Source organism: Bacteroidetes bacterium endosymbiont of Geopemphigus sp. (genome assembly GCF_002904345.1).
In the GTDB taxonomy this organism is placed as follows: Bacteria; Bacteroidota; Bacteroidia; order Flavobacteriales; family Blattabacteriaceae; genus GSPS2-BC2016.
The window spans coordinates 151,000-164,556 of sequence record NZ_PEIH01000004.1; the positions used below are offsets into that span (position 1 = coordinate 151,000).

General features: G+C 36.2%; 15 protein-coding genes and 3 tRNA genes. 10 read left to right on the plus strand and 8 right to left on the minus strand.

Features of this window, described 5'->3' with window-relative positions:
* The first annotated feature begins 122 nt into the window (after positions 1-122).
* Positions 123-353, plus strand: a complete 231-nt coding sequence (locus CS842_RS01110) for a hypothetical protein (protein ID WP_146037415.1) — start codon at positions 123-125, stop codon at positions 351-353.
* Between the two features lie 249 nt (positions 354-602).
* Here the strand turns inward: CS842_RS01110 and CS842_RS06450 are convergent, their stop codons facing one another.
* On the minus strand, positions 603-788 hold the full coding sequence (locus CS842_RS06450) for a hypothetical protein (protein WP_146037416.1): 186 nt from the start codon (positions 786-788) through the stop codon (positions 603-605).
* A gap of 469 nt (positions 789-1,257) precedes the next feature.
* Between CS842_RS06450 and CS842_RS01120 the strand changes: the two genes are divergently transcribed.
* Complete coding sequence (locus CS842_RS01120; RefSeq protein ID WP_103326946.1) at positions 1,258-1,512, plus strand: OmpA family protein; 255 nt, start codon at positions 1,258-1,260, stop codon at positions 1,510-1,512.
* Positions 1,513-1,571: 59 nt separating this feature from the next.
* On the opposite strand, the gene CS842_RS01125 is transcribed toward CS842_RS01120, so the two are convergent.
* Complete coding sequence (locus CS842_RS01125) at positions 1,572-2,099, minus strand: TrmH family RNA methyltransferase (protein ID WP_103326949.1); 528 nt, start codon at positions 2,097-2,099, stop codon at positions 1,572-1,574.
* A gap of 64 nt (positions 2,100-2,163) precedes the next feature.
* Here CS842_RS01125 and mutS point away from each other — a divergent pair, with 64 nt between their 5' ends.
* From mutS to CS842_RS01150, 5 genes are all read left to right on the plus strand, one after another.
* A complete protein-coding gene (mutS, locus tag CS842_RS01130) occupies positions 2,164-4,773 on the plus strand; it encodes a DNA mismatch repair protein MutS (protein WP_103326951.1) in 2,610 nt (869 codons plus the stop codon).
* Positions 4,774-4,818: 45 nt separating this feature from the next.
* Positions 4,819-4,891, plus strand: a tRNA-Gly gene (locus tag CS842_RS01135).
* A 44-nt stretch (positions 4,892-4,935) separates the two neighbouring features.
* Positions 4,936-5,020, plus strand: a tRNA-Leu gene (locus CS842_RS01140).
* A 218-nt stretch (positions 5,021-5,238) separates the two neighbouring features.
* The gene (locus CS842_RS01145; RefSeq protein ID WP_103326954.1) at positions 5,239-5,475 is read left to right on the plus strand and encodes a hypothetical protein; all 237 of its coding nucleotides are present in this window, start codon (positions 5,239-5,241) and stop codon (positions 5,473-5,475) included.
* 78 nt (positions 5,476-5,553) lie between these two features.
* Positions 5,554-5,775 carry a hypothetical protein gene (locus tag CS842_RS01150; protein ID WP_146037417.1) on the plus strand — a complete coding sequence of 74 codons (222 nt, stop codon included), beginning with the start codon at positions 5,554-5,556 and terminating at the stop codon, positions 5,773-5,775.
* 522 nt (positions 5,776-6,297) lie between these two features.
* Here the strand turns inward: CS842_RS01150 and CS842_RS07700 are convergent.
* The 4 genes from CS842_RS07700 to CS842_RS07710 all read right to left on the minus strand — a co-directional run bounded on the left by CS842_RS07700 (position 6,298) and on the right by CS842_RS07710 (position 7,660).
* Positions 6,298-6,399, minus strand: coding sequence for a hypothetical protein (locus CS842_RS07700; RefSeq protein ID WP_410468535.1), 102 nt, complete (start codon positions 6,397-6,399; stop codon positions 6,298-6,300).
* A gap of 174 nt (positions 6,400-6,573) precedes the next feature.
* Positions 6,574-6,780, minus strand: coding sequence for a hypothetical protein (locus CS842_RS01155; protein WP_103326959.1), 207 nt, complete (start codon positions 6,778-6,780; stop codon positions 6,574-6,576).
* 212 nt (positions 6,781-6,992) lie between these two features.
* Positions 6,993-7,187: an oxidoreductase gene (locus CS842_RS07705; RefSeq protein WP_103326961.1), complete on the minus strand. Its 195-nt coding sequence runs from the start codon at positions 7,185-7,187 to the stop codon at positions 6,993-6,995.
* A 317-nt stretch (positions 7,188-7,504) separates the two neighbouring features.
* Positions 7,505-7,660 (minus strand): oxidoreductase, encoded by a 156-nt coding sequence (locus CS842_RS07710; protein WP_146037418.1) that lies wholly within the window; start codon positions 7,658-7,660, stop codon positions 7,505-7,507.
* 581 nt (positions 7,661-8,241) lie between these two features.
* Between CS842_RS07710 and CS842_RS06785 the strand changes: the two genes are divergently transcribed.
* On the plus strand, positions 8,242-8,400 hold the full coding sequence (locus CS842_RS06785; protein ID WP_195909815.1) for a hypothetical protein: 159 nt from the start codon (positions 8,242-8,244) through the stop codon (positions 8,398-8,400).
* A 2,088-nt stretch (positions 8,401-10,488) separates the two neighbouring features.
* Here CS842_RS06785 and CS842_RS01165 read toward each other — a convergent pair.
* A tRNA-Arg gene (locus CS842_RS01165) sits at positions 10,489-10,565 on the minus strand.
* A gap of 370 nt (positions 10,566-10,935) precedes the next feature.
* Positions 10,936-11,154 (minus strand): ATP-dependent Clp protease adaptor ClpS, encoded by a 219-nt coding sequence (locus CS842_RS07715; protein ID WP_103326963.1) that lies wholly within the window; start codon positions 11,152-11,154, stop codon positions 10,936-10,938.
* A gap of 558 nt (positions 11,155-11,712) precedes the next feature.
* On the opposite strand from CS842_RS07715, the gene CS842_RS01175 reads away from it, so the two are divergent.
* Both CS842_RS01175 and CS842_RS01180 read left to right on the plus strand, forming a co-directional pair.
* The gene (locus tag CS842_RS01175) at positions 11,713-11,928 is read left to right on the plus strand and encodes a TonB-dependent receptor plug domain-containing protein (protein WP_241518398.1); all 216 of its coding nucleotides are present in this window, start codon (positions 11,713-11,715) and stop codon (positions 11,926-11,928) included.
* Positions 11,929-12,607: 679 nt separating this feature from the next.
* On the plus strand, positions 12,608-12,895 hold the full coding sequence (locus CS842_RS01180; RefSeq protein ID WP_103326965.1) for a TonB-dependent receptor domain-containing protein: 288 nt from the start codon (positions 12,608-12,610) through the stop codon (positions 12,893-12,895).
* Positions 12,896-13,557 lie beyond the last annotated feature (662 nt).

A 13,557-nucleotide genomic window follows, 5' to 3' on the forward strand; every position in this document is an offset into this window, starting at 1 on the left:
ATGTGAAAAGAAATCATATAAAGGTCTTATCCTTATTTTCTTATGCTTGGTAACTTTTGGTCTTTTGCTCAGGAAATAGAAGATACTCAAGAGGCTAAATATTACGGAAAAGAGAGGAATATGTGGATTTCACATCAGATAAAGTGAGATTAAATGGTTGGTATGTTAGAATTTACGGAGGTATTCCTATCCTGCATAGCGCTGATTTTAGAAGTTTTACTAAAGAAAAAAAAGGCATAGGTTATGATGTGCAGCTTTCCGTAAATAAAGAAATTACCCATTCTTTTGCCTTGCAATTGTTCGATCAGTATAGAAGTACAAAGCAATATAGTGCCCTAACTAAGGAGGATTGAGCAATGACCTCTACTGGGAGGTAAATACCCAATACTGGAGCGTTTCTTTGCTGGGATATCTTAATTTGACTTCTTTATTCATGCGGGTAGATGATAAATCTTTTTACAGATGAGGCTTGCGTTCCTATGTGGGTCCTGTTTTGATCTTATTATACAACCAAACGTACCTGCTTCCGAACGTGCCTGCTTCTGACGGCATAAGAAAAGATGAACATAACAGTTAATTCAAGTAATGCAGGTGTGAGTTGTTTATTTATGCAAGGCGGATTGGGTTTGCAATATAAGCTTAACCGAAGGATGGATATTGAGTCGCGCACGATGTGGGTACACACCGTCGATAATTTTTGACGGCTTAGGATCACACGGCGCCCTGACGAGACGCCTGATAGCTACAATACAGTCAATATCAAACCCAGCAGATACGATTCGTTTCACCACTTCACTGGGTTTGGTATTTAAATTAGGTAAGCCTCATGAATCTTTAAAATGGCATGACCCTCTTCAGTTGCTTTATCATTCACAGAAAGTTAAGGTTAATTTGACTGTATGTAAAAAAAGGAGGTCAAATCGGGGATGGTGTATGTGATGACCGGGATAAATAGCTCAATACCCTTATCGGAGCTCATGTTGACGGTAGTGGACGTACTTTAGATGTAGATTCCGACGGGGTTATTGATCTTTACGATAAGTGTGTAACTGTACCCGGGCCCCGTTTCTAACCAAGAAAACCCTATGGAGAAGAGAAAAACCTGTTAAAAAGGAATTTGACTAGGCAGGAAAGCAAAAAGATTGAGAAAGTGAATAAAACGATGAAGGTATATAATTTAATTTGAATAGAGCCATATTAAATCTAAGTATTTCGCTACTTTGAATAAAGCTTCAGAGATCATGGCCGAATATCCAGATGCCGCTTTACGTGATAGACCATACCGATGTTTCAGGCAGTGCTTCCTATAATCTGCGTTTGAGAAAACAACGCGCGAAAGCTGTAAAAACTTATTTTCTTAAAAAAAGTGTAGCTTCTTCTCACCTTAACGTTATCGGTAAAGGAGAATCTGATTTGAAGTACCCTAAACGTGACGATAAAAATTACAAAAGCAGAGATTGCCTACTAAAAATGCAGAAAACAGAAGGGTTGAGTTCGTTCCTAAAACAATGAACTTATTTGTAATAACTATTTTTTCTTTTAAAGACTCGTATTTTCTGGGTCTTTATGATTTATAAAGATCTCGATAAAAAATGCCATAGAACGATTCCGATGCTTACCGAAATATTCAGAGAATGCTTAGTGCCAAACTGTCGAATTTCTATACATTGATCGCAAAGCTTGATCAATTTTTGATCCACTCCTTTTATCTCATTGCCAAATATGAGTAAATATTTTTTATCCGAAACTACCTGAAATTGATCCAGCGAAAAACTACCCTGAACTTGCTCTACGCCGATAATGGTATAATTTCTGGATTTGTAATCTTCTATTGCTTGAATAGCTTTCGCATAATAGCGCCACTCTACATTTTGCTCTGCACCCAGAGCCGTTTTTCGAATGTCTTTATGTCTAGGTAAAGGGCTGATTCCGCAGAGACAGATTTTTTCTGCTAAAAAGGCATCCGCTGTCCGGAAAGCCGCTCCTACATTATAAGCGCTACGGACATCGTCAAGTAAGAGGGTGACGGGATTTTTCGTGGCATTTTTATATTCCTCGCTTGAAAGTCGCTTGAGTTCTTGATTGGATAGTTTTCGCATTTTATAAAGTCTCTGACCTTGCTACCTTTGCAAGGTAATCAAATCCCTAAAAGTTTAGAGTCCTATGAAATCACAAAGCACTCCTTTGATGAAGCAATACGCTGAGATCAAGGTAAGTCATCCCGATACGCTCTTATTATTTCGTGTGGGCGATTTTTACGAAACCTTCGATGATGACGCCGTTAAGTGCTCTAAGACTTTAAATATTGTGCTTACCAGGCGCTCTAACGGCGCTTTATCACAGACCAAACTGGCAGGTTTTCCGCATCACGCTTTGGATAATTACCTACCTAAGCTGGTTAGAGCAGGTTTTCGCGTGGCGATTTGTGATCAACTCGAAGATCCCAAAAAAACTAAAAGTATCGTAAAAAGAGGGATTACCAGTATAGTGACACCGGGTGTGTCGCTTAATGATCAGGTTTTGCAAGCGACTTCCAATAATTTTCTGGCAGCGCTTCATCTCGATAAAGAGAAAGCAGGCCTGGCATTGCTCGATATCTCCACCGGAGAATTTCTTGCCACCGAAGGAGCACTTTCGTATATCCATCAATTAATTCGGCGTTTTTATCCAAGCGAGGTGCTTTATGCAAAACAGAAGAAAAATGAATTTGAAGCTTTTATAGGTAAAGATTATTTCAGTTACGCGATGGAGGATTGGACCTTTGAATATAAAACCGCTTATGAAAAACTTACCCGACATTTTCAAACGCGCTCACTTAAAGGTTTTGGGGTGGAACCTCTTAAATGCGCTATCACGGCAGCAGGGGCTATTTTAATTTATCTCGAGAATACCCAACATCATAAAATTTACCATCTTTCTTCTCTGAGCCGAATTGATGAAAGCCAACACGTCTGGATGGACGATTTTACCTTACGCAGCCTTGAGGTGCTGCATTCAAATCATCCCAATGGGCTATCGCTTTTTGATGTGCTTGATCGCACCCTAACGCCCATGGGATCAAGATTGTTAAGACGTTGGTTGATGCTCCCCCTTAAAGAGGTTTCTTCTATTAAGGAACGTCATGATTTGCTCGAAGCCTTGCGCGTTTCTTCAGATCTTAGCTTTGATATTAGTGAAAGATTGCGCTCTGTATGTGATATGGAGCGCCTCTCTTCAAAGGTGATTACCGAAAAAATTAGCCCGCGTGAGCTGATATGCTTAGGACGCTCTCTTGAGAGTATATGTTCGATAAAACAAACATTATCTCTCTCTACGCGGGGGCAGGCTTTGAAGAATTTTTCTCAGGGATTCCCTGATTTTAAAAACTTATATGAGCATATCATCAAGGTTTTACACATGGATCCTCCGCATCATCTGGTAAAAGGAAATGTTATCGCCTCGGGTTTTTGCAAAGAACTCGATGAGTTACGACGGCTCATTTTTTCCGGAAAAGATCATCTTCAGACTATTGCTCAGGGTGAGAAAGAACGTAGTGGTATACAAAGCCTGAAGATTTCTTTTAATAATGTTTTTGGTTATTATATAGAAATACGAAATATACACAAGGAAAAGGTCCCTTCTCATTGGATACGAAAGCAAACCCTGTCCAATGCAGAGCGCTATGTTACCCACGAGCTTAAGGATTATGAGAGAGATATTTTAGGAGCAGAAGAAAAAATTCTCTCCCTTGAGACAGATCTGTTTCAACAATTAACAGCTAAAGTTGGAGAGCATATAGAAATTTTACAGAAAGGTGCCCGCTCGCTTGCCCACTTAGATGTTATTTTATCTTTTTCTAAAAGCGCCCTAGAGGATCAATATGTGCGACCTGAACTGAATGAGAGTCAAAATATTTTTATAGAGCAAGGACGTCATCCAGTAATTGAGAAGAGCCTACCTATAGGCACAGCTTATGTTCCTAATGATCTCTCGATAGATTCTGAGTTGACTCAGGTATTGATCATTACCGGTCCAAATATGGCGGGAAAGTCGGCTTTTCTTCGTCAAAGCGCTTTAATTGCGCTTATGGCCCAAATTGGGAGTTATGTTCCAGCAAAACGGATGCAAATGGGACTGATAGATAAGATATTTAGTCGCGTGGGCGCCTCTGATCATCTTTCGCTGGGTGAATCTACTTTTATGGTGGAAATGAACGAAACGGCGGGCATTTTGAACAATCTATCAGAGCGAAGTTTAATTATACTCGATGAAATCGGTCGGGGCACGAGTACTTATGACGGGGTTTCTATCGCCTGGGCCGTGGCGGAGTACCTTCATGAGCATTTCATGCGCCCTAAAACTTTATTTGCCACGCATTACCACGAGCTCAATAAAATGACTCTTTCCTTTCCGAGGATTAAAAATTTTAATGTCTCTGTAAAAGAGTTAGAGGATAAAATTCTTTTTATGCATAAAATTATTCCCGGCGCAAGCGCTCATAGCTTTGGTATTCACGTAGCTAAAATGGCGGGCATACCCTCAAAGGTACTCCATCGCGCGCAAGAGCTGCTCAAAGATCTCGAAGCCTCACAATCTTCCGGATTACAGGGAGAGTCTAAAGAAAAAACAATCTCAAAAGACTTGCAAATGAGTTTTTTCCAACTGGAAAATCCTCTTCTTGAAAAACTTCGATCTGAAATCATGGATTTAGATGTAAATACTCTTACGCCTTTGCAGGCGCTTACTGAGCTTGATAAAATGAAAAAAATATTCACTAAATCATTTGAGAAATGATCCGAAGACTTTATATTTGCCCTGATCTTAAAAGATCAGTGTATCGCGAGAATAGCTCAGTTGGTAGAGCACGACCTTGCCAAGGTCGAGGTCGCGGGTTCGAATCCCGTTTCTCGCTCTCAAAAATAGAAAAGAAGGATTTATAAAAGTTCCTTTTGTAGGGCCCGGATGGTGGAATTGGTAGACACGCAGGACTTAAAATCCTGTGGCCATTACGGCTGTGCGGGTTCGACTCCCGCTCTGGGTACATTTATAAATACATAAAAAATTAAGAAGCTAATACTAAAATGGTAAAATACTTTTGATACCCATCAATAGTTCCTTAATTCATTTTTTTTACACTCTACCGAGAATTTGTTGAAGAAGATCGGTTTTTAACCGAATACTTTTTTAAGAAAAAGCATTCTTTTGTTGGTTAATTATATAGAGTAATACTTTTATAATTGTTATTATAATTAAACTTCTATGAAACTAAAAGAATTTTTGTTGGATATTCTCATCGCTTCGGGAGCCTTGCGGGCTCAGGTGGACATGGGCACAAAAACTCCCGAAGGAGTTTTACATGTGAGAGCCCAAGAAAAAAAATATTCAGGGGGGGGAAATATTCAAGCTACACTGGTATTTCCTATGGAGGATAAAGCGGAAAACGTGAAAAATCATTCAAGGTGGCTACCAGCCCGCTTTGGGATCTTTGTTATTTGATCAAAACAAGCAATTTTGAGGTATTTCTATCTTACAAAGACAGATGATCCCGTCTCGGGGAAATGGCTTGATAGAAATATGGCTGCTTATAGAGTGATCCAAGATCAAAATGATAAACTAGCCACCGGAAATCTTTATCAATGGGGAAGAGAAAGTGACAGTAATGAGTGTTGGAAAAGTAAAACTACAGATATAAATCTTAGTTCTGATAGACCCAGACATGGTAAATTTGTTACCTTAGGTAATCTACCTACAGATGGTAAGATTATAACTATAAATGGCAAAACATTCCCAACATAAATTTTTGGAAGATACCTGATAAACTTAATAATCCTTGTCCTCCTGGCTTTCATGTTCCTTTTAAAAAAGAGTGGGAAGTTGAATTAAAAGGCTTTAATTCTGATGATTACTCCTTTGACAGCCCTTTAAGACTCGTAAGACAGGGGGAGGGGTTTCGAAGCTCACTTGGCGAATACTCAGATTTCACCTATGCTTAGAATATATAGTTTTTGATGGTAATAAAGGTCAGCCAATAGTTAAATTCTTCGACGGGACCGAATCAAGAAGCATAGATGGCACGGAACGGTGTATAGCGGGTAACTGATTTAAAGTGACACTATCCCGTAAGTTGTGTAACTAGAAAAGTTAAGGTTAGAATTCATAATCTAATTTTTTGTTGAAAAATTCTTATAAATTGGCTTAAAATGATCCCCCGTTTTAATAAGACATATGTGGCGTCTATTAAAGCGAGATACACTGAATTTGAGCACAGCCTTATCAAATAAAAAAGACATCTTTATTTTGGTATGTTTTCTTATTTTTCTATTTATGTTTTAAATTAGTGATGTAAATGATTTTTTTGATTCCCAAAGGGAACTCAAAAAGCACGGTAAGTTCCTCCCAATGATTTTTCCAAGATCTAATGGCATAAGAATATTTAGCTTCCGATCTTTGTGTAAAATCATTTAAAGCGGCCCGAGCATCTTTTTAACTCTATGAGTTGAAGATATTTTTGGAATTCTTTCTAAGATGATCCTTCTTATAGAATACCTCCCAATATTTCTCATAGGTCAAAAGAGAAAAACTCATGAAAACCATTTAAGAAAGATTATAAATCGCGTAAGTACTGTGAGGGATATTGCACCTCTGTGCCAAACTCCTGAGTAGCTTGTAAGGGAAAATAAGGATCGCGAAAGAGTTTTCTTGCCCAGAAATATAAAATATATCCGCCCGCTCTTTTAAAAGTATTTCCTGAGCTTGCTTAGCTTCGTTGATCAGACCTACGGTGGCAGTTCGTATTCCCACTTGCTGTTTTAATTACGTTCTGCAAAAGCAACCTGATAATCCGGCCTTAGAACCACATTAATGTCAGGGAAAAGACCACCTGAGGAACAATTTATCAAATCTACTCCTTTTTTGAAAAGTATCTTAGATAATTCGATTCGACGCTATCTTCTATTGTCCAACTGTCGCTTTTATAATCTACCGCGGAAATTCTCACAAAGATAGATCAATCTTTAGACATACTTTTTGTACTCTTTCAAGGACTTGTAACAGTAAAAAATGCGATTCTCAAAAGATCCGCTATACTCATCCGATCTGACATTGGTTATAGGCGAGAGAAATTCGTTGAATAAATAGCTGTGCTCCGCGTGAATCTCTATGATTTCAAATATCTTGTTTCGCTCTGAAAGCTTCGGATTGAAAATCATCGAGAACCTTTAAAATATCTGATTTTTTATTGCCTTGGGAGAGCGATCCGTTTTGTAAAAAGGTAGTGCAGAAAAATCACCAAAGTTTCCCAACCCCATTGGTCTAGACTTATTTGCCGGCCGTCACACTAGGGAAGAACGCAAGAAGCTTTCCGATCGGTATGCGCTAATTGTATAGCGGGAGTGGTTTCCTTATTTTTTTAGAAAATCTGCGTATTTTGGAATACCTTATGTTCATCGCTCCAAATGCCAAAATCTCCGGGGGTAATTCGACCTTCAGAAGAGATGGCGGCGGTAGTCTCTAGAATAATAGCGCCTTACACACCCCTAACAGCGCGTGTTTCATAATGAGTAAAGTAACTAGGAATCTGCCCCCTGCCCTCTTGGGCACTGTACATACACATGGGAGACTGTATAAGGCGCTTTTTCAAACAGACGTCTTTTGTTTTTAAAGGGCTAAATAAAATGAACATGATATATATTTTTAGTCAAAGGAAAAATCAAAATTTATGTTTTTATAAATCTCCTTAAAGAGAAAATCCAGCCCTCGGATATGAAATTTCCGAATACCCAGTGTTATTCTGATTTTATTATATCATACGTTTAGTAACGTTCTATTTATTATAACTACTATATAGTTACTCCCTTCTTTTACTATACAATATTTGTATATCATTTGTAATGATACTTATTAGGAAATATTCCTAAAACTATTTTAAGAATAAGTTTCAAAAAACAGTAAACTAGATAAAAGATAAAGTCATCTGTTCAAAACAGCATTTTTCCCGGTGAATTTCATTATTTTGAGAAAACGATAAACGTAAAAATTTGCAAAATAGTGAGCTAAGTACAGTAAAGACTTTTTGTAAGTTAAACTACATATATCAAGCTACAGAATTAAAAAGATAAACTATGTGAGTGCCTATTTTCATTTTCTTTTATTAGAAGCTCTGCTTTATAAAAATCTCGTCGGTCAAATTAAAAAGCCAGGCGATAAACTTCCTTAAGGAGAGGTTTGTGTTAAGAAACGGGTAAACAACCCTAAAAAGGAGTCATGGCCCGAGCTAAAAAAGATCAAAAGGTAAATAAAAGTCGAACGGCAGGCTTTATGATCGTTAGTAGTCGTTTAAAAGCCATCAATACGATAATATCGTACCTTCCTCGGATTAAAGCGGGTCATCATATGGACCGATGTGCCATATGCGAGCGTTAACAACCGGGACGGACACCGTTCAGTGTGACCTCCGGGTGAAGACTCACATAAAAAAGATAAAAAATCCTTCGGCAAAAGGCTCAAGTAGGAGCTAAAACATAGAGATAAAATCCCAAAAGATGTATTTTCCATGCCCAAACACGCCTTTATAGACGGACCCTTAGTGTGCTATATTTAAAGAAGAATTGATGTGCTTTCTTTAAATGAAAAAAGCGATGAATATATCATGAAAGGATTTTATCAAAAGCCCAGCGAAAAGCTTTTATCTAAGAGGATCAAAACATTATTTAAAAAGCGTGCGTATGTGGATGTATTTTTACGTCAATACGAACTACTTATACATACATGAACTCTTTAACCTTATTTTTTAATCGCTAAAAGGGTTTTGGGATATTTTGACTAGCGATTACCGTCGTTGATCTTTTGGAGGATGTGGAGATCGAGCACACGAGGAAACTTGGCTTATGCCAACGGGAGTGCATCAAAAATCTGGGGTCCTCTTAAAATGCATATGATTAATTATGAGCGCTTTTACCTGAGGAGAAAAGAAAAGACGATTGAGCGGGAAGGAAAGTTAAGTATCTAATTTTTAGAAAGATCTTTATGTAGTTTTTATGCAGCACAGCCTTTAATAAAGGCTTGGTTAAAATCATTTTTTTTACGTGAGTAAATCTTGAAGATTTTTCATTGTTAATTCATAATAATCTTATTTAAATAGAGTTAAAAAATGATCAAATACTCGGAGAATAAATGAAAAAGTAATATATATTAAATATAGACTTGATATATATGCTATAATATTGTATTAGGTTAATATAAAAAATTATGAAAGTCATAACTTTAAACAATCAGCTGGAGTCTTTTAAGGGGAACGTCTTTTAAGACCTTACACCCGGAGTTACCGGTGTAAAGGATTTTAAGGATCTCAAAGAGTCGCACCAAGAAAAAAATCATTTGGAGATAAAATCGTCGGTCTTTTTTACAGGACAAAAAGTCGCTTAGGAATGGGTCAGGTAAAGTCAAAAAAATATCAAATGAAGTATTCGAAAAAGTTCACGATGAATTTTTACATCAACAAGACAAAAAGCCATCTGACCTTATCAGAGGAGGTAAAGAACGAATTGCTACGCATATAAAAATCCATTATCCGAGGCATTGGAAAAAAACATGAGAGATAAAACGGTTTCTATGAAGAGATAATTTCACAATTTATTAAAAATCCCCTTTTGAGGATTTTTGTGCTTTTACCACAAAAAACTTAAAAGAATAAATTTTAAAACACTTTGCTTTTATATCATAAAATGAGATTTGAACACCGTATATGCCAATATAGCTGCCCATGTAGCTTTATTTACGCAACAACTCCAGAGTAGTACGACCGGGTTAAATATAGGGGTATTATCGGAAAGCGAAATCACTCTTCATAAAGGCATATGAGTTTAGATCGGAAATTATATTTAATTAGACTGCAAAAAAAAAGTGAAGTTCTACCCTGATGATATACGGGAATAATTGTTTTTTGTTATTCTAAAAATAGGATCCTTTATCTATATTGAAATTCACATTATTAATTTCAAAGCTTATAATACGAAGATATAGTTTATCTCTTTTTTTTTAGATAAGCTGCACGAGTATTTTTGTTTATCTATTATAATAAAGTTGATATAGTTTTTGCTATTTTGTAAATTATATTTATAGTTCCGGCGTCTATTTCTTCATAATTTTTGCTTAGCCAGGTAAAAGATATCCTAAATTATCCAAAACGCGATAGTTACTTAATCCACTTTCATAAACTATTTTATATACATCCTCTTTACCTATGGTGGAGATTCCGGTAGCACCGTTATGGATATCTTTTTTTGAGCCTGTTTTTAGAAGCTTTCCAACAATTTTCTATTGTTTAATAACATTTTATACCCTTTGAAGAATTATGGCAAGAGTCTTTAGATAAGCATTTACCGATCACTTCGGGGCTTTAATAAGGATGAATTCAGGAGAACTCCGTGACTTGAGCTTTTGATCAAGGAAAGTAGTTACTGAGAATGTACTTAAGTGTTATATGAAGGAAAAACTGATTTATATTATAAGTGGTGACCTCGAAGGGAGTCGAACCCCCAACCTTCTGATCCGTAGTCAGATGCTCTATCCAATTAAGCTACGAGGCCATTTTTAAGGTGGAGCAAATATACCAAAGCCTATGATTTCTTCAAAAGAAATCAGCATATTTTTTATAAAAAAACGTTTTTGTGGTATTTACTTTTTAAGTATATTTTTTTTGAATTTTTATAGATTTATAATCTGAATTTGGGTTATCTTGTTAATATTCGTTGCCTTGAGTTTTCCGGAATTTATTTAGAATTATTTATTCATGTTTTTTGTAAAAAACTTTTATATCAATACTTTTAGTCATCTGAAATACTTTGTATGAATACAAAAAATATTTTAATAGCAACTTTTATATTATCTATTCTTTTATAACATCAAGATTAAAATAATCTTTATAAATAACGATTAAAAAATATAGCTAGATCTATTTTATAAGATATCAACGTTGAAGCCTCGACTTAATAATTCTTTATACATAGGATAAATCTGATTCCTTTCTCCATTTTTTATCTGGCATTTTCCGGTAAAATAAAGTAACCATGCGCATTGTTCAGCTTGCTCAATGTGGTGGTCACACACTTCTACGAGGCTTTCTATGACGAACTCCAAAGTGACGACTTCATCATTATAGATCATCAAACGCAACATCTTCAGTTCTGATTATTATAAATTCTTTGAAAAATATCGGCTGTGTTTGCTCATATATGATAATAAGAAAAGCTTTTGTAGTAAAGAATTCTCGCTAACAAATTTATGAATTTTTTCCATATCTTTTTTCATTCCATAAACTTTATATCTTTGACACTATGTAAAACAGATCTAAATAAAAGTAAATCTCTTTCTATGTTTCAAAAATTCTTTTGTTTTTTTGCTTTTTATATCAATTTTCTTGAAAAAGAACCAATTTCGAGCTCATGAATTGACTCAAATTTCAGGAAAAATTTATAGATGACCATAAACAAAAAAAACTTCATTGGGTACTTCTTTTTTTTAGAAAAATCTTATGTTCAATCTAAATATTATGAATTAATTATCAGCGGATTACGCGTAAAAGAAACGTTTTATGAAGTCATCTCTTTGGTAAGTGTTATTAGAATACAACGTCTTGCGTAACAACAGGCAATAGCTAATAATATGGCCGATGTGTTTTCAGAGATTCCCGGCATGGCCATGAGTGGCGGAAGTTTTAAAAATGATACATAAAGCTTGCGTAGCAGAACTCCACTGGTACTTATCGATGGTATACCTCAGTCTACTCTTTTGCGAAATATGTTTAGCGATATCAACGCATTGGATATGAATGTACTTGAACGCATTGAGGTGATTAAGGGCACTACGGCTGTATATGGCAATGGATCCAATGGAAAGATTATTGATTTATCACCAAAAAACCTAAAAAAGGGAAGGTTTTTTCAAACCTAACACGTCTTATTCAAACAGGTGCGCTTAGCGGATTTAAAAATGCATTGATTGGGGGGTGTATCAGCAATTTTCAGGAAATCCGGGATGCTGAGATTATATAATAAGTGGGTTTTATAAACCTACCGGTTTTTTTTATGATGCTAAATCACGGGTGATTTCACCTTTCTATGACATTGGCGAGAGTCGAACCTACGGAGTTTTAAAAATTTGGCTATGATATTAGCGCTAACGGGCGCGTAGTGGATGCTCAATTATTACCACTCTCTTCAGCATACGCAATATGTATAAGTTCCGGGGATGGTCCGTTATGGCATGCATCCCGAGACAGGTGTTCCTGGGCAAGAAAAGGACACTCGGCAAGGGGTGCCTATAATTTTAATAGTCAACTACTATACAACCTTAAAGGAATATTTTCAGCTACTGATTTAGATGTCAGTCTTTATATGCAGAAATTCAACACAGTATGATTTAGATATACTCAATGATAAAACACGTCAAAACCTCCTCGATGGAAGCGATTGGGTTCCGGAACTCAGTATGTGGAATTACGCGCTTTACGCTCAGATTAAACTCTATATTTTAAAAGACTTGATTATCAAAGACTTCGTTTTGACAATATTCGTATTTACGTCCCCAATTACACTACCTTGTATCTAGAAAAAGAAAAAAATTACCGGAGGTGTTTCTGTTACGGGAGGGTAATCTGAGTTATAATTCTACGATTCCTAACTTAGGATTGCGTTATAATCGCTTTAAAGTCTTTAAGCCTTTTCTGAGCTTTTCCCAGAGTTTTTCCATTGCTCAACTTGATAGGAAACTCCGTAATGTAGAACCTGGAAAAGGCGCAATCTTAATATTTAATCTTCGTCCTAAGGCTGTGATCGCTAATAATTATGATCTGGGTTTTAACAGTTTCCCTGATGAGTTTTTTCACCTGGAGGCAAGTGTTTTTTTTAAGTACTTCTGAATTGGGAGCGCAACTTGAGTCCGTAGACGGAATTTATAAAGTATCGCGGGTATCTGAGTACGTCTATGGTTATGGAAGCGCAAGTGGATTTCTTTCCTTTTAAGCGATGGATAACAGGGGTTTTAGTAGATTATATCCAATGTTAAATTGATGGAAATAATAGATGATAAAAAGCATTTTCAGATTCGTTTATCTAGCTTATTTAGCGCCTCTCGGAGATTTTTTTTCAGCGGGAAAAAGGGTCGTTACAAAGAAGGCGAAGAACTGATTTTACCTGTTTAACGTTGATTAACGTTTCGGAACGTTACAGATTCAATCTACGGCTTTCTCTTGAAATGGGTATTTAAAATTTATTCAACAAAGAATACTATTCACAGAGTTCTATGATATTAGGCAGAGATAATCGCTATATTCAGGAAAGCGGCGCTCGTTATCGTCTGGATCTGAGTTATGCTTTTTAATTTATTTTTTAATATATCTATTTGAACGCTAAAAAAATTTTTCTCTGGCACTCCTGGGGTGACTTGATTTCCGAAATTTTCATATTAATAGCTTCTCTCACAGGCGCTTTTTTGATCTTTCATGATATGAAGTAGAAGATATTTTTATATACTCCTTATATTCGTTCTTTTGATTTTTCCCATCAAAAAAGCCGTCTTTGG